This window comes from Streptomyces aureus (genome assembly GCF_000725495.1).
In the GTDB taxonomy this organism is placed as follows: domain Bacteria; phylum Actinomycetota; class Actinomycetes; order Streptomycetales; family Streptomycetaceae; genus Streptomyces; species Streptomyces aureus_B.
This window is the reverse complement of record NZ_KL647040.1, coordinates 146,620-165,979: the sequence shown is the minus strand read 5'-3', so window position 1 is coordinate 165,979 and position 19,360 is coordinate 146,620. Positions and strand designations below refer to the sequence as shown.

Below are 19,360 nucleotides of genomic sequence, written 5' to 3'. Positions count from 1 at the left end.
CGCCTCTTTTCGTAACGTACAGATAACGGGTCTAGCCCAAACGTGATAGGCAGTTCATCATCCGGTTGCCGACCGGACCCTCCCGATTCCCCCGTCCCAAGGAGCGTTGCCGTTGTGAGAGTGATAGTCGTCGGAGCCGGCGTGGTGGGAACCCTGCACGCCTGGCATGCGGTTGAGCGCGGCCACGAGGTCGTCCAGATCGAGCGTGAGGCGGAGGCCCGGGGGGCCTCGCTGCGCAACTTCGGACAGATCTGGGTCAGTGGTCGCGCCGGAGGAGAGGAGCTCGAAACCGCCCTCAGGGCAAGGGAGTTGTGGGAGGAGATCGGGGCGCGCGTCCCCGGCCTCGGCTTCCGGGCGTGCGGGTCGCTGACCCCTGTACGCAACCCGCGCGAACGCGCCGTCGCCGAGGCCGCCCTGGCCCGCGAGGACGCTGCGGACCGGGGTTACAAGCTGCTCACCGCGGACGAGGCGCGTGCGGTCAACCCCGCGCTGCGCGGCGCCTTCGAGGCGGCGCTGTACTGCGAGCGGGACGCGGCCGTCGAGCCGCGTACCGCCCAACTGGCCCTGCGGGAAGCGCTGCTGAGGTCACCGAACTACTCCTTCCTGCCGGGCCGCGAGGTCCGCGAGGTGGTCGGTGAGAACGCCGTGCGCGACGACCACGGGGACGTCCACACCGGCGACGCCGTCGTGCTGTGCACGGGGGCCTGGCTCGGTGGCCTCGTACGCGAACTGGCGGGCCCCGACCTGCCCGTGCGGCGCGTACGACTGCAGATGATGCAGACCGACCCCCTGGGCGAGCCGCTCACCACGTCGGTCGCCGATGCGGACAGCTTCCGCTACTACCCCGCGTACCGGAGCCCGGCGCTCGACGAGCTCGACGCCGCTCAGCCCCAGGCGCCGACCGCCGCCGAGCATCGGATGCAGCTGCTCATGGTGCAGCGCGCGGACGGCGGGCTGACCATCGGCGACACCCACGAGTACGAGCACCCCTTCGCCTTCGACACCCTCGAAGACCCTTACGACCACCTCGCCGAGGTCGTCGAATCCTTCCTCGGCCGCCCGCTGCCGAGGATCCGGCGCCGCTGGGCCGGGGTGTACGCCCAGTGCACCGACCCGACCCGGGTCGTGCACCGCCAACAGGTCCGTGACCGGGTGTGGCTGGTCACCGGGCCAGGCGGCCGCGGCATGACGTGCTCACCCGCGATCGCCGAGACCACCGCCGACGAGCTGGGATGGTGACCGAGTTGAACGACATACACGACCCGCGACTCGTGGTGCTCGACATGGCGGGCACCACCGTCGCCGACGGCGGCCTCGTGGAGCGGGCTTTCGCCGTGGCCGCGGCGGAGCTGGGCGTCGAGCCCGGTTCGGCCGACCACGCGGCGAAGCTCGACCACGTCCGGGCCACCATGGGCGAGTCCAAGATCTCCGTCTTCCGGCACCTGTTCGGCGACGAGGCGCTCGCACGGCGCGCCAACAGCGCCTTCGAGAAGGCGTACGGGGAACTCGTCGACGACGGGCACATCGCGCCGGTTCCGGGGGCCCGTGAGGCGATCGAGGAACTCCAGGGCGGCGGGCGCACCGTCGTGCTGACGACCGGGTTCGCTCGCGTCACGCAGGACGCGATCCTCGGCGCCCTCGGCTGGCGGGACCTGGTGCCGCTCACGCTGTGCCCCGCGGACGCCGGAGGCCGCGGACGCCCGTACCCCGACATGGTATTGGAGGCGTTCCTGCGCACCGGGGCGGCGGAGGGGGTGCGGCAGATCGCCGTCGTCGGCGACACCTCGTACGACATGCTCAGCGGTGTACGCGCCGGGGCGGGTGTCGTGGCCGGTGTGCTCACCGGGGCGCACCGGGCGGAGGCGCTGCGTGCGGCCGGGGCCGGGTACGTGCTCGGTTCGGTCGCCGAACTGCCCACGCTGCTGGCCGATGTGGCCGCCGGGGCGGCGCGATGAGCAGCGGCATCCGCTTCGACCGGGTGTCCGTCGCCTACGACGGCACCACGGTCCTCGACTCCCTCGACCTGACCGTCGAACCGGGCGAGGTGATGGCCCTGTTGGGGCCGTCGGGCTCGGGGAAGACCACCGCGCTGCGGGCCGTCGCCGGGTTCGTGCGGCCCGCGGCCGGGCGGGTGTTCATCGGGGACCGTGACGTGACCGACCTGCCGCCGTACCGGCGCGGGATCGGCATGGTCGTGCAGCAGTACGCGCTCTTCCCGCACATGCGGGTCGAGGACAACGTCGCCTTCGGTCTCAGGGCGCGCGGGGCCGCGAAGGGGGAAATCCGCCGACGAGTAACCGAGACGCTGGAGATGACCGGGATGGCCGCGTACGCCCGGCGCCACCCGCGCGAGCTGTCCGGCGGACAGCAGCAGCGCGTCGCCATCGCGCGGGCGCTCGCCATCCGGCCGGGCGTGGTGCTGCTCGACGAGCCGCTGTCCGCGCTGGACGCCCGGCTCCGCTCCGACATGCTCGCCGAACTCGCGCGGCTGCACCGCGAGTTGCCGGACATGTCGATCCTCTACGTCACCCACGACCAGGTCGAGGCGCTGACACTGGCCGACCGGATCGCCGTGATGGACAGGGCGCGGCTGCGCGAGGTCGGCACCCCGCAGGAGCTGTACCGGGCGCCGCGCTACGAGTTCACCGCGTCCTTCGTGGGCAACGCCAACCTGCTGCCGGTGACGGTGGGTTCGGGCACGGTGTCGCTCGCTGGCAATGAGCTCACGGTGGACACCGCGCGCGCCGCGTCCGGCGCCTCGGCCACCCTGTGCGTCAGACCCCACCTGGTCGGCCTCGGCTCCGGGCCCAACCAGATCACCGGCGTGGTCAGCGAGGTGCAGTGGCGGGGCGCCACCCATCGGCTGTACGTCGACGTGGCGGGCCACCGCATGCTGGCCGACCTCCGCGAACTGCGCACCCCGCCGGCTCCGGGGGACGCGGTGGACCTGCACTTCGCTCCCGAGGACGCCGTGCTGCTGGCCGCGGGGGTGACCGATGGGTGAGCCACGCGGGCCCGCGTTCACCGACGCCCCGGCGTCCTCGACCGCGACCATCCTTCGTCGAGTTGCCGAGCCGGTTCGCGCGGCAGGGACTTCGGTGAGCCGGGGCGCCCGTCCTCGCTCCACCGCGCCCCTCTGGGCCCTGCCTCCCGTGGCCGTCCTCGGCCTGGTCTTCCTCTACCCGCTCGCCCTCGTCGTGCGGCAGTCGTTCCGGCCCGACACCGGCGGCACCTCCGTGGAGGCGTACGCGCACGTGTTCGCCTCCCCCGCGTTCCGGGACGCTCTCGGCACCTCCGTGTGGCTGGCGGTGGGCTCCACCGCCGGCTGTCTGGTCCTCGGGTTCGCGCTCGCCCTGGTCATCGCCTTCATACCGTTCCCCGGAGCCAAGGCGGTCGCCCGGTTCATCGACGTGTTCCTCTCCTTCCCGTCCTTCCTGATCACGCTCGCCCTGCTGTTCCTGTACGGCACCGTCGGCATCGCCAACGGACTCTGGACGGGCGCCACCGGGGCCGCCGAGGGCCCCTTCCGGTTCCTGACGACACCGTGGGGGGTGCTGCTCGCCGAGGTCACCTACTTCACCCCGTTCGTGATGCGGCCCCTGCTCGCCGCCTTCTCGGGGATCGACACCCGTCAGCTCGAGGTGGCCTCCTCGCTCGGGGCGCGGCCCGCGCGGATCGTGCGGCAGGTGATCCTGCCCGAGTCACTGCCCGCGCTCGCCGCCGGCGGCAGCCTGGTCCTCGTGCTCTGCCTGAACGAGTTCGGGATCGTCCTGTTCACCGGGGCGAAAGGGGTCACGACCCTGCCGATGCTCGTCTACAGCAAGGCGATCCTGGAGTCGGACTATCCCGGAGCCTGTGTCGTCGCCGTCGTCAACGTCCTGATCTCCGTGGGCCTCTACGGTCTCTACCGGGTGGTGAGCCGCCGTGCTGGTGCATAGCCGCAAGGCCAGGTGGGCCGTCTGGACCGCCTTCCTCGTCCTCTTCCTGCCCCTGTTCGCGCTACCGCTGCTCGTCGTCCTCGCCTCGTCCTTCGCCACCAACTGGTCGGGCGCTCTCCCCTCCGGATTCACCACCGGGCACTACGCGGCCGCCACCCGGGGCGAATCGCTCCACGCCCTCACTACCAGCCTGGTCACCGCCGTCACCGCGAGTCTGCTCGCCCTTCTCGTGGGCACCTGGGCGGCGCTCGCCGGACACGCCCTGGGGCGGCGCGCCAGGCGCATGCTGGACACGCTGTTCGTGCTGCCGGTCGCGGTGCCCTCCGTCGTCGTCGGGCTCGCGGTCCTCGTCGCGTTCTCCCAGCCGCCCGTGCTGCTCAACGGCACCCGGTGGATCGTCTTCCTCGCCCACGCCGTTCTCGTCACGGCGTTCGCCCACCAGTCGGTGTCGGCGGCGATCGTCCGTCTCGACCCCGCCTACGAACAGGCCGCCGCCTCGCTCGGCGCCCGCCCCGCGACCGTGCTGTGGCGGGTGCGGCTGCCCCTCCTGCTGCCCTCGCTCACCGCCGCCGCCGGGCTCTGCTTCGCCCTGTCCATGGGCGAGTTGAGCGCCACCATGATGCTCTACCCGCCCGACTGGACCCCGCTCCCCGTCCAGATCTACGCGGCCACCGACCGCGGCTCGCTGTTCACCGGGTCCGCGCTCGCCGTGGTCCTCATGACGGCGACGGTGCTCGTGCTGACCGCAGTCTCCCGGATCCGCACCAGGGCCTCCTACCGCTGATCCGCCCGGCCCGACCGTCCCACCCGTCAAAAGCACTGACAACGCAAGGAGTTCATCTCGCCATGCCCGCGAACACGCACGCCCGGCACCTCACCCCGATCGCCGCCGTCATCGGCTCCCTCGCCCTCGCCGGCTCCCTCACCGCCTGCGGCGGGGACTCCGCCGCCGACGCCAAGGTCGTCACCGTCTACAGCGCGGACGGCCTCAAGGGCGAGAACGGGGACGGCTGGTACGACAAGGTCTTCCAGGACTTCCAGAAGCGGACCGGGATCAAGGTCGAGTACGTCGAGGGAGGTTCGGGCGAGATGGTCCAGCGGGCCGTCCGCGAGAAGACCAACCCGCAGGCCGATGTGCTCGTCACGCTTCCGCCGTTCATCCAGCAGGCGGACGGCAAGGGGCTGCTCCAGAAGTACGCTCCCAAGGGCTCCGAGCAGGTGAACGGCACCGACAAGGCCGCCGACGCGACCTGGACCTCCGTCGTCAACAACTACTTCGGGTTCGTCTACAACAAGAAGGAGCTGAAGCAGGCGCCCACCACCTGGGACGAACTGCTCGACGGGCGGTACAAGAACAAGCTCCAGTACTCCACTCCGGGCGTCGCCGGAGACGGAACCGCCGTGCTCATCAAGGCGATCCACGACTTCGGCGGCAAGGACGCGGGCCTCGCCTATCTGAAGAAGCTCCAGGCCAACAACGTCGGGCCGTCCGCGTCCACCGGCAAGCTCGCCCCCAAGGTCGACAAGGGCGAACTGCTGGTCGCCAACGGAGACGTCCAGATGAACTACGCGCAGTCCAAGGACATGCCGAACCTCGGCATCTGGTTCCCGCGGGCCACGGACAAGGCCGCCGACGCCGCCGGGAAGCCGACCACCTTCGCGCTCCCGTACGCCGCGGGCCTCGTCACCAAGGCCCCGCACTCGGAGAACGGCAGGAAGCTCCTCGACTTCATGCTGTCCGCCGCGGCGCAGCGGCAGGTCAGCGAGATCGGCGGGGGCTTCTCGGCACGCAAGGACGTCAAGACCACCGACGCGAACGCCATCGCGCTGGCCAAGCTCATGGACGGCGTGGAGGTCTTCCAGCCGGACTGGTCCGACATCGACCAGAACCTGACCACGTACGTCGAGGACTGGAAGTCCGCGACCGGCAGCTGACCCGCTGGCCCCGCTGAAGCGCCCTCGACCGAGCCGCTGTCGGCCGACCGCCTGGGCCGATTCGCCATGCGGGGCAGGGCTACCGGCCGAACCCTTGCCACCCGGCCGATGGGCCGTCGGCCGAATCCGCCTCACTCGACCGCGCGAGGCCCCTGGAACCGAACCACCAGGGGCTTCGCCTGGCCGACCGCACCACCCTCGCCGTCCATCCGTGCCCGACCGCAGCATGCTCGCCCTCCATCCATGCCCGATCGCACCACCCTCGCCCTCCATCCGTGCTCCACACCCTCGTCCCCCTTCCGGAGGATCACGTGTCGTCACGCATGTCCCGTCGCTCCCTGCTCGCCTCCGCCGCCGGCCTCGCCCTCGCCGCCGGCCCCCTCGCCTCCGTCGCCCGAGCCGCCGCCAAGACCCCCAAGGTCCTCGTCATCGGCCTCGACGGCACCCTGCTGGACCGCGTCAAGGACGCCGACGCGCCCAACCTCGACGCTCTGATGGCCGCGGGCCTCACCGCGCCGAGCAGCATCTACGCCAACCCGTTCGCGCCCACCCTCTCGGGCCCCGGCTGGTCCACGATCATCACCGGCGTCTGGCCCGACAAGCACAACGTCAAGGACAACGCCTTCACCGGCCAGAGGTTCGCCCAGTACCCCGACTTCCTCACCAGGATCGAGACCGCCAAGCCCGCCCTCTCGACATACGCCGTCTCCTCCTGGGCGCCCCTGACCGACACCGTCTTCTCCTCCAAGGTCGACACCCGCGTGTCCACCCCGAGTGCCGAGTACGACACCGGCACCACCTCGCGCGCCGTCGCACGGCTCCGCGACGCCAACCCCGACGCGGTGTTCGTACAGCTCGACAACGTCGACCACGCGGGCCACAGCTACGGCGCCGCCAGCACCCAGTACCTGGACGCCATCCACGGCGTCGACACCCAGGTCGGTCAGATGGTCGCCGCGGTCAAGGCCCGTTCGACCTACGCCTCCGAGGACTGGCTGATCATGATCACCGCCGACCACGGGCACACCGACGCGGGCGGCCACGGCGGCTCCAGCACGCCCGAACGGCAGACCTTCATGATCGCGACCGGCCCCACCCTGGCCGCCGGCTCGGTGCGCCGTGACGTCAAGATGCCGGACATCGCCGCCTCCGTGCTCGCGCACCTGGGCATCGCGATCGACCCGGCCTGGGGCCTCGACGGACGGCCCGTGCAGCAGCCCGCCCCGGACGACTTCGACACGCTGCGCCCGCAGCTCGCCACCCGCGTCGACGAGACCGGGATCGGCGCCTCGGTGATCGGCTTCACGCACACCCCGCCGAGCGGCTGGTCGGTCGACAACTCGGCGATGGGCACGGGCGGGGTCACCGAATGGCGCGGCTGGTCCTTCACCACGGACGAGTTCTGGACCAAAGCGCAGGCCGACCAGAACCGCGAGAGCAACGTCCGCGCCCGCAACGTGTTCGCGGTCGCGGACGGCGACGAGTGGCAGGACAGGGCGTTCACGGGCACCTTCGACTCCACCCTCGTCAGCCCCGCGTACCCGGTCACCGGGGGTGCGGCCGCCACCCTGACGTTCACCACGTACTACCGGCACGAGTCCCCGCAGAAGGGCGAGGTGCTCGTCTCCTACGACGGTGCCGCGCCGGTCTCCGTCAAGACGTACACCTCCGACACCTCCTCCCGCGTGGAGAACCTGACCCTTCAGGTCCCGGCGGGTGCCACCACCGCCCGCGTACGGTTCCGCTACACCGGCGGCAACAATTGGTACTGGGTGATCGACGGAGTGTCGCTGAAGTCGACCTGACCGAGAAGGTCCCGGCATCGCCGAGACCGGTGCGTGAGTCGACCTGGGGACGCGGTCCCGGCCTCCGCCGGACCGGGCCGCGTTTCCCTGCTTGCCATGGGCGATCACCACGCCGTACATTCCCTCCACCCGGCTTGTCCGGCCGCTTCGTTTAACCCCCTTTGAGCACATGAGGAGCGCCCGGTATGACGGGTGTACTGGCGGTCGCAGGCGGCACCGCATCCGGCAAGTCCACCCTTGCCGAAGCCCTGTCGCTGCAGTGTCCCGAGAGCATCGCGCTCGTCCACCTGGACGACTACTACGTGCCCGCGCACGACACCCTGAGGGGTGCGTGGACGGTCAGTGCCGACGGGCACGCCGTCCTCGACTGGAACCATCCAGGGTCGATCGACGAGACGGCGGTGACGGACGCCATCGACGCTGCGCTGCTGCGCCCCGGCGTGCTGCTTGTGGTGGTCGAGGGCCTGTTCGCGCTGTCGCTTCCGTCCGTGGTCCGGCGGGCGGCGTGGCGGGTGTTCGTCGACACTCCCGACGACATACGCCTGGCCCGCAAGATCCTCCGGAAGATCGAGGTGCAGAGGCAGGATCCCGGTCTGTCCCTGCGCAACTATCTACAGACCGGCAGGGACCGTCACGCGGCCCACGTCGCGCCCTCCCGGGCGGCGGCCGACCTGGTCGTGGACGGGACCGCGAGCGAGACCGAGATGCTGGCGGCCGTCATGCCACTGATCGGACCGTCCCTCGCACCGGCACCCGCGGTCCCCTCGCAGGGACGCGGGGCGCGCGGTGCGACCTTTGCCACCGGGGTCCCGGCGCTCGCCGTGTGATGCGCTAAGGGGGCTGACGATCTCGACGCCCTGTCTTCGGGCACGCCGATGAGATCGGCAGGGTGACGCCTCAGGGTGGTCGGCCTGGAGTCTGCCGGGCACATGGCCCATCTCTACGAGGCGGACCGAGTCGGTGAGCTGATCCGACGATTCGCGGAGCGCTCTGGGAGGTGGTTGCCCTTGTTCCGCGGTCCTCCTCGGGCTTGGTCCACACCCCCCGCGTCTGGGCCAGCGCACTGTGCTTACAGACCTCGGTCGTGGTCATCCCCGGGTTGGATCCTGCAGTTCCCGGCGGACGGCTGCCCTGAATTCCAGGGCGATCCGGCGCATCTCGGTGACGTCGTCGGCATCGCTGGCCGTGATCCAGTGGGCCGCCAGCTCTCTTACCGGGTCGCTTCCAAATGCCCACAGGGCCGTCGCGGCCTCGGTGGTCAATTCCACTCTCTTCACCTTCGTCCAGTGCCCCTCCACTTCGTACAGCTTGTTCAGCTGCCCGAGTTCCTTGTACCGCTCGCGCCGCAGATCGAGATCGATCACGCGCAGCGCCCCGAAATACGCCTCCCGTCGCTCCTGCCAGAGCCGGGCCCGGCGTTCCGCCTGCTGGGTAAGAACCAGCATGTGTTCTGCGTGCTGGCGTCCTTGCGCGCCGGCGAGCCATGTGAAAACTGTGCCTGCCACCCCGACAAGCCCGGCCACCGCCGTTCCCACCCAGTCCCACGCCACAACGAAATGGTGGACGGGGAACGCCAGACCGTCCAGACCACCGCACCCCGAGCCGGAGGCAGGCCTGAGCCGCCGCTGATGTCAGCGCCTGCTGGAAGACTGCGGGCGTGATCAACGAGATGGCCTCAGGCCTTCCTGACGCTGCTGCTGACTCCCTGCCGCCCACAGCACTGGCAGAGGTCGTGGGCACCGCCTGGGACGAGCTGCCGCATGTGTGCACGGGTCGGCACGGTGTGCCTGACACGCCCGACGTCCTCGGCGCCGTACTCACAGCCGACCCGGCCTGTCGGATACGGGCGGTAGCCGATCTGTATCGGCTGCTCCTCAATCAGGAGCAGGTGTTTCCGGCGACCGCTCCGGCGGCCTTGGTCCTCACATGCCTCCTCGACGATCCGCGCACCCTCGCCGAAGCCCGGTGGGAGCGCAGAGCCGGTCGGCGGTCGCTTCGCGCCGAACTGCTGAACTGGCTGGCTTCGTTCGCCGACCTCGTCCGCCTGGACGTCGAGGACGGCGTCGGTGCGGCACAGGATCTGGCCGCGGCCCGTGCGGCACGGCCGGTACTTCATGACCGCATCACCGCTTTCTGTCACGACGACGATCCGCTGGTGCGTGAGGCGGCGCTCGCGGCCACCGCCCTGCTCATGGCCGACCCTGCCCTCGCTTCGTCTGTACCGCGGTACGCGCCCGCCGTTCGCGAGGTCCTGGCCGTGAGCGCGGACTCGTACTACCGGTGGATCGCCCGGGAACGGCTGACCGCCTGGGGTGAGGATGTCACCGGTCTCGTCACCGCGGAGGAGGAGCGCCGTGCAGCCTTGAATCGGGCCGGCATGTTGGCAGAGGACCCATTTGACGAGGGCCAGAAGCAGGCGATCCGCTGGCTGGAAGAGCAGCCCGAGGACACCGCGGCTCCGGAACAAATCGGCGGCCGACGACAGGACCGGACCGCATCCGGACCGTCCGCCCCGCAGGAGTCGGCACCCGAGCCGCCCCTGGCCACCCCGGGAAGCGAGGCGGGGTACCGCGGCCCGTGGCGGATCGCCCGGGAGGAAGAACGCGCCGAGTGGACGTTCACACCGTACGTAGGAGTTGGACCGCTGCACTTCGGGATGACTTTGGAGGAGATCACCCGCGTTCTCGGAGAAGAACCGACGGTCTCGTCCTACGCCCACCGCGGCGAAGACAAGCAGCTCGTATACGCCGACTTCACCGGGAGCGGGATCAGGGCGCTCTTCCACGACAGCCGCCTGGGGTGCGTCGCCGCAGACGCTCTCACCGGACCTCAGGTGAGACTGGACGCAGTCCCGCTGACCGGCTGTGCGCCTTCCCATGTGGAGAACTGGCTCGTCCACCGCACAACGCGGCCCGACAGCCTGAGGTACAGCGTCGCGGGCGATCCGGTCTTCGCCGACCTCGGCCTGGCCATCCGCTCCCAGCGGGCCGGCGACGTCGTCCTGACCCGCCCGCTCTTCCTGCTCCACGACTGGCTCGACCTGTGGCACGCGCTGCCCCGCGAGGAGTGGAACCGCTCCTGAAGCAGGGGTTGCCGGTCGGCCCGAACCGAGTCCGACGCCGAGGGTCCGTCATGAAGGCGACTTCGGCGAAGGGGAAGTGCTCATCGGCCCTCTTCCGGCGCCGATCGTCGGTCGGCGAGGCGTTCCTGGTCGGTGGCGTTACCGGTGCGAGCCTCGGTGCGGTGGCCCCGTGCCAGGTAGTCGCGGACGATCAACTCGACAGCGTCCTGCGGGCTCCTGGTGCCGGCCAGCAGCATGACCTCGATGGCGAGATCGCTGTCCAGGCTGATGGTGACCTTCGCCATGACACCTCCTGAAGGGTTCCGTAGAGCCTATCCAAACGAGAGCCTGAGCGGCCGACGACTACTGCTGCTCGGTTGTCGTCGCCAGGTTGTGCCAGTGATGTCCGCAGCCGCCCTCGCAGTACGTCTCGCGGCGGCGCGTGTCGGCAACGGTGAACACGGAGACCAGGACACGGAACGCCGTGACGTGTTCGGCGGCAGGGAGGCCCGAGAAGCCATAGCGGGGCGGGTCCATGCAGATCATCACCGCCGGGTTGGCCGTGGGCTTCACACCGGACCGCGCCACCCCCGCGCGGCCGTCCGCAGCCGTGATGTGTGCCTGCATCGCATAGCCGGTGACCTCCTGCAGAGCCTCCTGCCGGCATGCCGGGGAGAGGCCGGAGAACCAGTCCACACCGCCGTCCAACGTGCGAAGCCCCTGGGCGACCTCGTTGACGACCCGCTCGGTCTCACGACGCATGCTGTAGCCGTCGGCGCTGCTCGCTTCCGTCATCGCTCGTCCCTCCCCAGGCGACGCTCGGGCGCCCGCTCCGCCCCGACGCCGACGGCCGCACCCCGTCCTCGGCGCCCGGCTAGTGAGCAGCTTTGCGAGCCGGGCGGGGCTTCTCGCAGTCGTACAGGGACAGGGTGCCTCCGGTGCGGCGGCCGTAGGCGTTGGGGCGGATGCGGGTGCAGTGGGCCTTCACCCAGGTGGTCGCGGCGGTGCTGGGGCGCTTCGTCGTCAGCAGGGCGAAGCGCAGCTCGTGGGTGGTGACGAGCGTGCCGAGCTGGCGGGCGCTCGGGTAGGGGGTGAGGCCGGTGAAGCCGCCCATGACGAGCATGGGCTCGGACTTCGCGCGGAGCAGGGGCTCGGCGGCGTAGGCGGCCTGGGTGGCGAGAAGGTACTTCTCGCCGTGGCGGTGGGCGGTGACGTACCGGAGGATGGCGGTGTCACGGGCGCCCGGCTCGTCGAGACCCACCCTGGGGACGGGTCGGTGGTTGCGGAGGGCGGCTTCGTACCCGAGGCCGACCGGGCCGGCCGTGGGTGAGGTGGAGGCGCCCGCGTACATCGGGTCGAGGCAGGCGAAGGACCAGCCGGCCGGGACGACGAGCATCGCCGCGATCCCGGCGGCGAGGGCGCTGTGCACCAGGCGCGGGGAGGTGCGGGGCCCGCGGATCCACAGTCCCACCGCGCCGCATATCGCGAGCATCCCGGCGAGCGGCAGCAGCCAGGGCAGGAAGCGGGTGGGCCAGTCGAGCACGAGGGCCCAGAGCGTCGTCAGCGCGATGGCGGCCGGGAGCGCCACGCGCCGCTGACCGCCCGTCTCGTACTCCGAGCGGAAGAGCTCGAGGCCGCCGCCGGCCAGCGCGGCGAGTGCCGGGGCGATGACGGCGGTGTAGTAGGCGTGATTGCCGTTGGACACGCTGAACACCAGCGCGTGTACGGCCAGCCAGCCGCCCCAGAGCACGAATCCGGCGCGCTGCGGGTCTGTCCGCGGCTGCCCGGAGCGCCAGAGGATTCCCGTGACGGCGGCGGCGATGGCGAGCGGCAGGAACCAGGCGACCTGGGGACCGACGTTGTGGTTGATCAGCATGGTCAGGCCGGTGTTGCCGTGCGTGCGGCTGGCGGCGGTTCCCGCGACGGCGCCGAAGGCCGTGGGGTCGCTGCTGAAGCGGCTCAGGCCGTTGTAGCCGAAGACCATGGCGAACGCGCTGTTGTTGGACGTTCCGTCGAGGTAGGGGCGGTCGGCGGCGGGGGTGGCCCAGGCGAGCAGCACCCAGGAGCAGGAGACCGCCAGCGCGACGGCGCCGGCCGCAAGCGACCGCAGGGCCCGGTTCAACGGTGTTCCGGGTGCCACCAGTTGATAGACCAGGGCGAAGACCGGGAGCACCAGCCACGCCTGCAGCATCTTGGCCTGGAAGGCGAGCCCGACCCAGACCCCGCAGGTGATCAGCGGCAGCAGGCGCTCGGTGCGCACGGCTTTCTGCAGCGCTCCGGCGGCCGTCACCAGCAGCAGGGTGAGCGCGGTGTCCGGGATGGTGGCCCGGGTGAGGACCACGGTGACCGGGGTGAGCGTGAGGACCAGCGCGGCGGTCAGTGCCGCGAACGGCCCGGCCCAGGCCCGTACGATCCGGTGCAGCAGCCACACCGTGAGCACGCCCTCGACGACCTGGGGCAGCGCGGCCGCCCAGGTGTGCGGGCCGAAGATCCAGACGGAGACGGCCTCGGGCCAGAACGCGCCGGGGAGCTTGTCGATGGTGATCGAACCGCTGGTGTCGAGTCCGCCGTAGAAGAAGGCGCGCCAGCTGCCGGCCATCGAGCGTGTCGCCGCGCCGTAGAAGGGGTGGAGCGCGGCGTGCCCGATGCCCCAGGAGTACAGCCCCACGGCGGTGACCAGCACCGCGGCGAGCGCTCCGCGCTCCCAGCGCTGGAGTGCTTCCGGTCGGCCGGCGCGTGGGGGCTTCGCCCGTCGGCTTCGGCGCGCGCTGGTGGGCGGGGCGGCGGGGATGGTGGCCATGGCAGTGGTCCTCGGATCAGCGGGCTGGTGGGGCGGTGTGTTCACAGGCGGCGGGCCGCCCTGAACCCGCGGGCGTAGAAGTCGGTGCCGTCCAGCAGCGAGTGGCCGGACAGGTCGCCCAGGGTCGGGCCGTTGGCGGCGGAGCGACTGGAGTAGAAGCGGTGCCGGCCCTTGTCGTCGAGGCCCATGTACATGCCGCAGTGGTCGATGAAGTTCGGCCGGTTCTTGATGATGGCGAAGAAGACCAGGTCCCCGGGCTGCAGGACGTCGAGTTCGGTGGGCTGGGTGTTGGTGTGGGGGATGACCATGCGGCCGGGTCCGTAGGCGGCGATGGCGAAGGCCCGGCGGGGCAGGCCGGCGCCCTTGGTGTTGGTGTTGTGCAGGGGCAGGCCCATGCGGTAGCCCCACACCAGGCGCTGGAAGCCGGAGCAGTCGACGTCGCCGTAGCGGGCCTGCTCGGGCTGCGCGCGCGTGCCGTCCGAGAAGGTCCAGGGGATGCCCAGGTAGTCGTAGAAGTCGGACTGCTCGTCGTGGTAGGCGAAGTCCAGGGGGCTGTCGACCGACTGGTTGCGCGGGCCGAAGTGGGCGGTGCCCGCGTAGCGCACCCCGGCGCTGTTGTGCTTGTCGGGGGCGCCGGCGCTGCTGTACTCGAACGCGGCCGCGAAGACGTCCGGTCCCTTGTCGGCGAGCGTCTTGGTGAACCATGCCTTGAACCAGGCGGACTTCTCCATGCCCTCCTGCCATGCGTGCGGCAGGACCCGCACCCAGGCGTTCGTGGTCACGCTGGCGTCGGTGGTCCGCGGTTCGCTGAAGGTGCGGCTGGGCCCGGCGAGTACGGCGGTGCGGGCGCCGTCGGTGAAGGTGGCGAGCGTGTCGCCGTCGGCGCCGCGGACGACGGTCCGGCCGGGGTCGGAGAGCCGCTCGTAGCTACGGCTCCCGGGGCGGCTGTTCGCACCGCCGGCGCCGCCGGCGCCGCCGCCCACGTCGTCACTGTCCTTGCCGTGGCGGTTCCAGACGTAACCGCCCGCCACCCCGGCGGTCGCCACACCCGCGACCGTCCCGAGCACGGCACGGCGGGTCGGGCGGTTGCGCCTGCCGACGGGTTCAGAGTGCATGGCCGGTACTCCTTGAGGGTGTGGGGTGCGGGGGTGGTCGGGTCAGATGGTGGGCAGGGCGCCGAGCAGCAGTCCGACGACCAGGACCACGTAGGTGGCCAGCGTCACCGCCGTGGTCGAGATGAGCGTGGCCCCCAGCGGCTGGCGGACCATCTGGTAGGACACCAGGCCGGGGACGATGAAGCCGAGCGTCTGGGACGTGTAGAGCAGCGGGTACTCATGGCTGAGGGCGAGCATCACGGTGGTCTGCATGAGCACCGCGCACAGCACCACGGCGGCGAACAGCCGCTTGCCGTAGAGGATCACCGTGCGCTGGAGCAGCCTGGTCATGAAGTAGGTCAGCGCCGAGACGCCGACCATCAGCGCCGCCAGCTTGACGTCGGTGATCAGCGTGAGGGCGATCCAGCCCGGGGTGATCATTCCCCCGGGCGAGAGGTTGGTGGTCAGGTAACAGACGAGCGAGAAGACCAGCCCGAGGGCGATCCCGAGCGCGGCGGTCTGTGCGGTGAGATTGGCGGGGATCACTAACGGTTCCTCGGGGACTGGTGCGGATCGTAGGAGTGGTGCTGGTCGTCTTCTGTTCGCTGCTCGGCCTCGGGCCGGTCGTTGCGGGCGGCGAACCGGCGGGCGAGTTCGCGCTGACCCGGGATGTGCAGTGCGTACGTCGGTGTCTCCAGCGGTGCCACCCAGCTGTACGGCTCGGGGGTGGGGGGCCGGGACAGTGCCATCTGCTGGCGGGGAATGGCGATCTGCATCGTCTCCTGGTCCAGTCCGTCGCCGGCGGGCACGGCGGCGAGCTCGTCCTCGGACTCGTCCAGCGGCAGTTCGGCGAGGCATTCCAGGAACAGTTCGCCCTGACCGTGGATGTTGCCGATCGCGACCAGTGAGGAGGCGGGGCCGAGTTCCGCGAGGATCGCCGCGGTCAGCTCCTCGGGGTCGCGGCGGTCGCCGCCGAGATCCACCACCCGTCCGGTGAAGCCGGCCGGAATGGCGTCGCGGGCGCTCTTGGTCGGGTGGCCGATCAGGAAGACGGCCTCCGGGGCGAGGTCGGGGATGATCGTGCCCATCTGGCCATTGCGCTCCACCCGGTCCGGACGGCAGTTGATGACCACGTTCAGCGGCTGCCGGATCGCGCCCAGCTCCTCCAGCTGCTTGACGTTCATCAGCGTCGACTCGGGGTCGTTGGCGGCGAAGATGTTGGCGAAGCGGAGCCGCTTGCCCTCGGGCGTGATGTAGCGCTCCACGGACAGCACGCCCGGGTCGGGGGGTGCGTCCCACATGCCCTGCAACGCCGTCTGCCGTTCCACACCGAGCAGTTCGGCGACCGCGAGCGCGATTGCCACGTTCTCCTTGAAGGTGAACCAGCTGAAGCCGCGCAGTTCGGCGTCGCTCACCGACTCCGGATCGACCGAGACCAGACGGCAGTTCCGCTTGTCGGCCTCCTCCTGGAGGATGTGCAACCGGTCCTTCTCCGCCGTGACGCACACCCCGCCGACCGGCATCGAGCGGGAGAGCGAGCGGGCCACGTCGTCCAGCGTCGGCCCCATCTCCTCCAGATGGTCCTCGCGGACGTTGCACAGGACGCCGATGGTGGAGCGGATCAGCTTCTCCTGGTTGATCTCCTGCAACGCGGGCATCACCGCCATGCACTCGATCACCAGCGCGTGCGGCCGGTAGGTCGCCGCCCGCCGTACGATGCCGATCTGCTCGACGATGTTGGACAGCCCGAACTTGCGGTAGATCGGCTCCTCGGTGGCGTCCGGGTGGATGAACCGGGCCGCCGTACCGGTGGTCTTGGCCACCGTGATCAGGCCGCCGCCGCGCAGCGCGCCCGCGCACAGCCGGGTGATGGAGCTCTTGCCGCGGATCCCGTTGACCAGGACCCGCGTCGGTATCTGGTTCAGCGAGTCGAAGTGCCGCCGCTGCTCCACGATTCCGGCGATCCAGAGCGCGGCGCAGCACAGCAGGACGATGACATAGAGGAAAAGCACGCTGAATCCTTACTCCTACCGCTGCAGTGAGTTCTCGCGCCACAACCCGAAGGGGTCGTCGACCTGTTCGGCTTTGGCTGCCCGGCTGCGGTCCGCGAGGGCCTGGCGTATCAGCTCCAGGCTGCGGGTGACCGAGCCGATCTCGTCGTGGTTCACCGGGTGCAGCACGGTACGGCGGTCTCCCCCCGCGAGTTTCTCGATGAGCGCGGCGACCGCTCGCAGCGGGCGGATCACCACGACGTGCAGCCAGCCCAGGCAGGCCGCACCGAACGCGAGGGCCAGGATTCCGACGAGCATCGTGCGCTGCTGGGCCTGTGTCGCCGGGAGCCGGAGCGCCGCCGCGGGCTCCGCGGTGACCACGCGCCAACCGAGGTGGGCCGTCGGGCCGTTCTGCGCCAGCGGTGCGGCGGCGTCGACCGAGGGGCCGGTGGACGTGGAGAGCACCTTCGCGGTGGCGGTGCCCACGGTGCCGGGGGCGCTCTGGGCGGCGCGGGCGAGGCGGGTCAGGCCGGCCTCGGGCAGGTCCTGGAAGGCTCGGTAACCCTCGCTCGCCGCCAGCACCTTGCAGTCGGCGTCCGTGACCCAGATGGTGCCCAGGTTGGGCCTGGCGAGAGTGGAGTTGAGCGTCGTCACGTCGATCTCGCCGAAGAGGACGACTCCGTCCGCCGCGGCCTGGCCCTTGACCGGCCGGACCTGGGCGTAGGAGGCGATGGCGGGTATCCGGCCCGAGGTGTTGACGGTGGTGACCCCGCCGCCGTGCGGCACGTGGACGAGGGTGCGCAGCGGGGTGTCCCCCACCCGCAGGGTGATGGCGCCGGAGCGGTCCAGGAGGTAGATGGAACGGTACTGTCCGTGCTTGGACAGGGCGTGTCGCAGCTCCTCGGTCTGGGCGGCCCGGCTCTTGCCCGGGAGGCTCGCGGCCACGTCGTTCAGCTCGACGTACGACTGGTCGAGCGACTGCCGGACACGGTTCGCGGCGAGCTCGGCGCGCGCCTGCTGGTTGGCGATCACCGGCGCCGGCACCGAGCCCGCGTCCGCCCGGTTCAGCACGAAGATCATCGGCAGCGCCCAGCAGGCCACCAGTACCAGGCTGAACGCGGCCAGCGCCCGGTAGCCGGGTCCGCGGCGGGCCGGGAATTCCTGCGGGCCGCTCTCCCCCAGCAGTTGTCGCCGCAGCGACTCCAGCGCCCTTCCGATCCGGGCGAGTTCTCCGATGCCGTGAACGGGGACGGGCCGGTCCAGCTCGGCCTTCTCGGCCACCCCGTCCTCCGTCGCGCCCCGGGCGAGGCGGCCGGCGGACAGGTAGAGCCGCAGCAGCGGGCGCTGCACGAGGAAGTTCAGCGCCAGCCCGAGTACCACCGCGATGACGGCGAGTGCGGCGGCTGCCTCGAGCGCGATGCCCGAGTAGTCGGTGGCGGCGGTCGTGGCGGGCACGGCCCGGGAGGTGAGCACCACCAGGCCGAGGTCGTCGGTGTCGCCCGGCCCGGTCGTCGACGCGACCTGGGCCCAACCCGCCACCGTGGGCCGGGGACTCGAGGCCGCCCCCACCAGGCTTCCGGAGGCGTCCGTGTCGCGCCCCGACGCGTTCACCGCACGGGACGCCGACGCGGGCAGACCGCTGTCGGCCGCGGTCGGTGACGTGGCGCCGCGGGAGGCGGTGACGAGCGCCTTGCCGTTGGCGTTCAGCACCTTGGCGATGCGCCCGTCGCCGAACGTCGTGACGGTGGGGAGCGCCTCGGAGACCACCAGCAGCCATTGCCGCTCGCCGGTCGGGACCTGGTTCTGGTCCTGGTCGGCGTCCACCTGCTGCGCGGGCAGCGTGACCCTGGCGAAGTACAGCAGCCGCGTCGCGCCCGAGGTCACCAGCCGGGGCGCGATCGTTCCCTGCTCCGACGCCTTCCTGGCGGCCTCCGCCTCGGCCAGCGCCACCGGGGCGCCACCGGACGCCAGCAGTTTGCCGGTGTGCGCGTCGAGCAGAGCGCTGCCGAGATCCGCCTTGCCTGCGGTGGTCAGCGCCTTGAGCGTGGCGGTAGGTGTGGACGTGCTCGTCGCCGGGTAGGCGTCGGCCGTACGACGTACGGTGCTCGCCTCGGCATCGATCGCGGTACGCACCGACAACGCGGTGTCCGAAGCGATCTGCTGCTCCGAGTTGAGCACGGCCTCCGGCACACGGTCGGAGTGGACGGCGCCGAGGCCGACGACGGTCGCGGCGGCCACGAGGAGCAGCAGCAGGAGGAGCAGGACGATCGGCGGGCGAACACCGCCCAGCAGCGGCATGTCGGCGCGGCGGCGGACTCGGTGTCGGCGCGGCGCCCGGGACTCGGTGGGCAGGACAGCAGTTCCTCTCTCGACGGGCGCCTAACGCAAGAGTTCGATAGGTCGAACTGTCACTCTAATGTCCTGCGCCGGGGATCCGTCGACAGATGTGCGCGAGTGAGTCGTGGATCTCTCCGATACCGCGCCACAGTCGATCAAGTCGGTTTCTCGTTCAACCGTTTGACCTGGGCCGGGATGTCGGATTTCCCCGGAGGCGCCCACTCTTGGAGGCCCCCGAAAAGGCGTCCGCGGCGCGATGCGGACACAGTCACGAGAGCGACGCGCTCGGGCGCACCGGACAGGGTCGACAGCGCTGAACGTGAACGGGCGTGCTGCGGGCGGGCGGTCGGCCCGGCAGCAGCACGACGGTCGGCCCGTACGAGCGGCCGGACGCACCGG

17 protein-coding genes are annotated in these 19,360 nt (G+C 71.0%); 9 read left to right on the top strand and 8 right to left on the bottom strand.

From position 1 onward, the window contains the following. The first annotated feature begins 114 nt into the window (after positions 1 to 114). The 8 genes from IO36_RS39400 to IO36_RS39365 all read left to right on the top strand — a co-directional run bounded on the left by IO36_RS39400 (position 115) and on the right by IO36_RS39365 (position 8,505). Positions 115 to 1,239 carry a TIGR03364 family FAD-dependent oxidoreductase gene (locus tag IO36_RS39400; RefSeq protein WP_037627813.1) on the top strand — a complete coding sequence of 375 codons (1,125 nt, stop codon included), beginning with the start codon at positions 115 to 117 and terminating at the stop codon, positions 1,237 to 1,239. Positions 1,240 to 1,244: 5 nt separating this feature from the next. Further along, positions 1,245 to 1,955, top strand: coding sequence for an HAD family hydrolase (locus IO36_RS39395; RefSeq protein WP_425535574.1), 711 nt, complete (start codon positions 1,245 to 1,247; stop codon positions 1,953 to 1,955). Continuing rightward, positions 1,952 to 3,004: an ABC transporter ATP-binding protein gene (locus IO36_RS39390; RefSeq protein WP_037627808.1), complete on the top strand. Its 1,053-nt coding sequence runs from the start codon at positions 1,952 to 1,954 to the stop codon at positions 3,002 to 3,004. Before IO36_RS39395 ends, IO36_RS39390 begins: the two co-directional genes overlap by 4 nt. After that, positions 2,997 to 3,938 (top strand): 2-aminoethylphosphonate ABC transporter permease subunit, encoded by a 942-nt coding sequence (locus IO36_RS39385; RefSeq protein WP_078943731.1) that lies wholly within the window; start codon positions 2,997 to 2,999, stop codon positions 3,936 to 3,938. Before IO36_RS39390 ends, IO36_RS39385 begins: the two co-directional genes overlap by 8 nt. Then, on the top strand, positions 3,925 to 4,722 hold the full coding sequence (locus IO36_RS39380) for an ABC transporter permease (protein ID WP_037627806.1): 798 nt from the start codon (positions 3,925 to 3,927) through the stop codon (positions 4,720 to 4,722). The genes IO36_RS39385 and IO36_RS39380 overlap by 14 nt, the downstream gene beginning before the upstream one ends. Before the next feature lie 62 nt (positions 4,723 to 4,784). After that, positions 4,785 to 5,873: a 2-aminoethylphosphonate ABC transporter substrate-binding protein gene (locus IO36_RS39375; protein WP_037627803.1), complete on the top strand. Its 1,089-nt coding sequence runs from the start codon at positions 4,785 to 4,787 to the stop codon at positions 5,871 to 5,873. A gap of 323 nt (positions 5,874 to 6,196) precedes the next feature. Continuing rightward, positions 6,197 to 7,678, top strand: a complete 1,482-nt coding sequence (locus IO36_RS39370) for an alkaline phosphatase family protein (RefSeq protein WP_107065916.1) — start codon at positions 6,197 to 6,199, stop codon at positions 7,676 to 7,678. 185 nt (positions 7,679 to 7,863) lie between these two features. Beyond that, positions 7,864 to 8,505 (top strand): uridine kinase family protein, encoded by a 642-nt coding sequence (locus IO36_RS39365; protein ID WP_051901294.1) that lies wholly within the window; start codon positions 7,864 to 7,866, stop codon positions 8,503 to 8,505. Positions 8,506 to 8,766: 261 nt separating this feature from the next. Here the strand turns inward: IO36_RS39365 and IO36_RS39360 are convergent, their stop codons facing one another. Beyond that, entirely contained in the window at positions 8,767 to 9,228 is a 462-nt protein-coding gene (locus tag IO36_RS39360) for a hypothetical protein (RefSeq protein WP_158997751.1), read from the bottom strand. Between the two features lie 107 nt (positions 9,229 to 9,335). Here IO36_RS39360 and IO36_RS39355 point away from each other — a divergent pair, with 107 nt between their 5' ends. Then, complete coding sequence (locus tag IO36_RS39355) at positions 9,336 to 10,760, top strand: hypothetical protein (RefSeq protein ID WP_037627798.1); 1,425 nt, start codon at positions 9,336 to 9,338, stop codon at positions 10,758 to 10,760. 80 nt (positions 10,761 to 10,840) lie between these two features. On the opposite strand, the gene IO36_RS39350 is transcribed toward IO36_RS39355, so the two are convergent. From IO36_RS39350 to IO36_RS39320, 7 genes are all read right to left on the bottom strand, one after another. Next, positions 10,841 to 11,044, bottom strand: coding sequence for a hypothetical protein (locus tag IO36_RS39350; protein WP_037627796.1), 204 nt, complete (start codon positions 11,042 to 11,044; stop codon positions 10,841 to 10,843). 58 nt (positions 11,045 to 11,102) lie between these two features. Further along, positions 11,103 to 11,534 (bottom strand): DUF5958 family protein, encoded by a 432-nt coding sequence (locus tag IO36_RS39345; RefSeq protein ID WP_051901293.1) that lies wholly within the window; start codon positions 11,532 to 11,534, stop codon positions 11,103 to 11,105. A gap of 79 nt (positions 11,535 to 11,613) precedes the next feature. Beyond that, entirely contained in the window at positions 11,614 to 13,539 is a 1,926-nt protein-coding gene (locus IO36_RS39340) for an ArnT family glycosyltransferase (protein WP_037627794.1), read from the bottom strand. A 41-nt stretch (positions 13,540 to 13,580) separates the two neighbouring features. Further along, positions 13,581 to 14,654 (bottom strand): NlpC/P60 family protein, encoded by a 1,074-nt coding sequence (locus tag IO36_RS39335; RefSeq protein ID WP_051901292.1) that lies wholly within the window; start codon positions 14,652 to 14,654, stop codon positions 13,581 to 13,583. A gap of 42 nt (positions 14,655 to 14,696) precedes the next feature. Continuing rightward, the gene (locus IO36_RS39330; protein ID WP_037627792.1) at positions 14,697 to 15,179 is read right to left on the bottom strand and encodes a poly-gamma-glutamate biosynthesis protein PgsC/CapC; all 483 of its coding nucleotides are present in this window, start codon (positions 15,177 to 15,179) and stop codon (positions 14,697 to 14,699) included. Then, positions 15,179 to 16,645 carry a poly-gamma-glutamate synthase PgsB gene (pgsB, locus tag IO36_RS39325; protein WP_037627789.1) on the bottom strand — a complete coding sequence of 489 codons (1,467 nt, stop codon included), beginning with the start codon at positions 16,643 to 16,645 and terminating at the stop codon, positions 15,179 to 15,181. The genes IO36_RS39330 and pgsB overlap by 1 nt, the downstream gene beginning before the upstream one ends. A 15-nt stretch (positions 16,646 to 16,660) precedes the next feature. After that, positions 16,661 to 18,922, bottom strand: a complete 2,262-nt coding sequence (locus tag IO36_RS39320; RefSeq protein ID WP_037627787.1) for a HAMP domain-containing protein — start codon at positions 18,920 to 18,922, stop codon at positions 16,661 to 16,663. Positions 18,923 to 19,360: the final 438 nt, after the last annotated feature.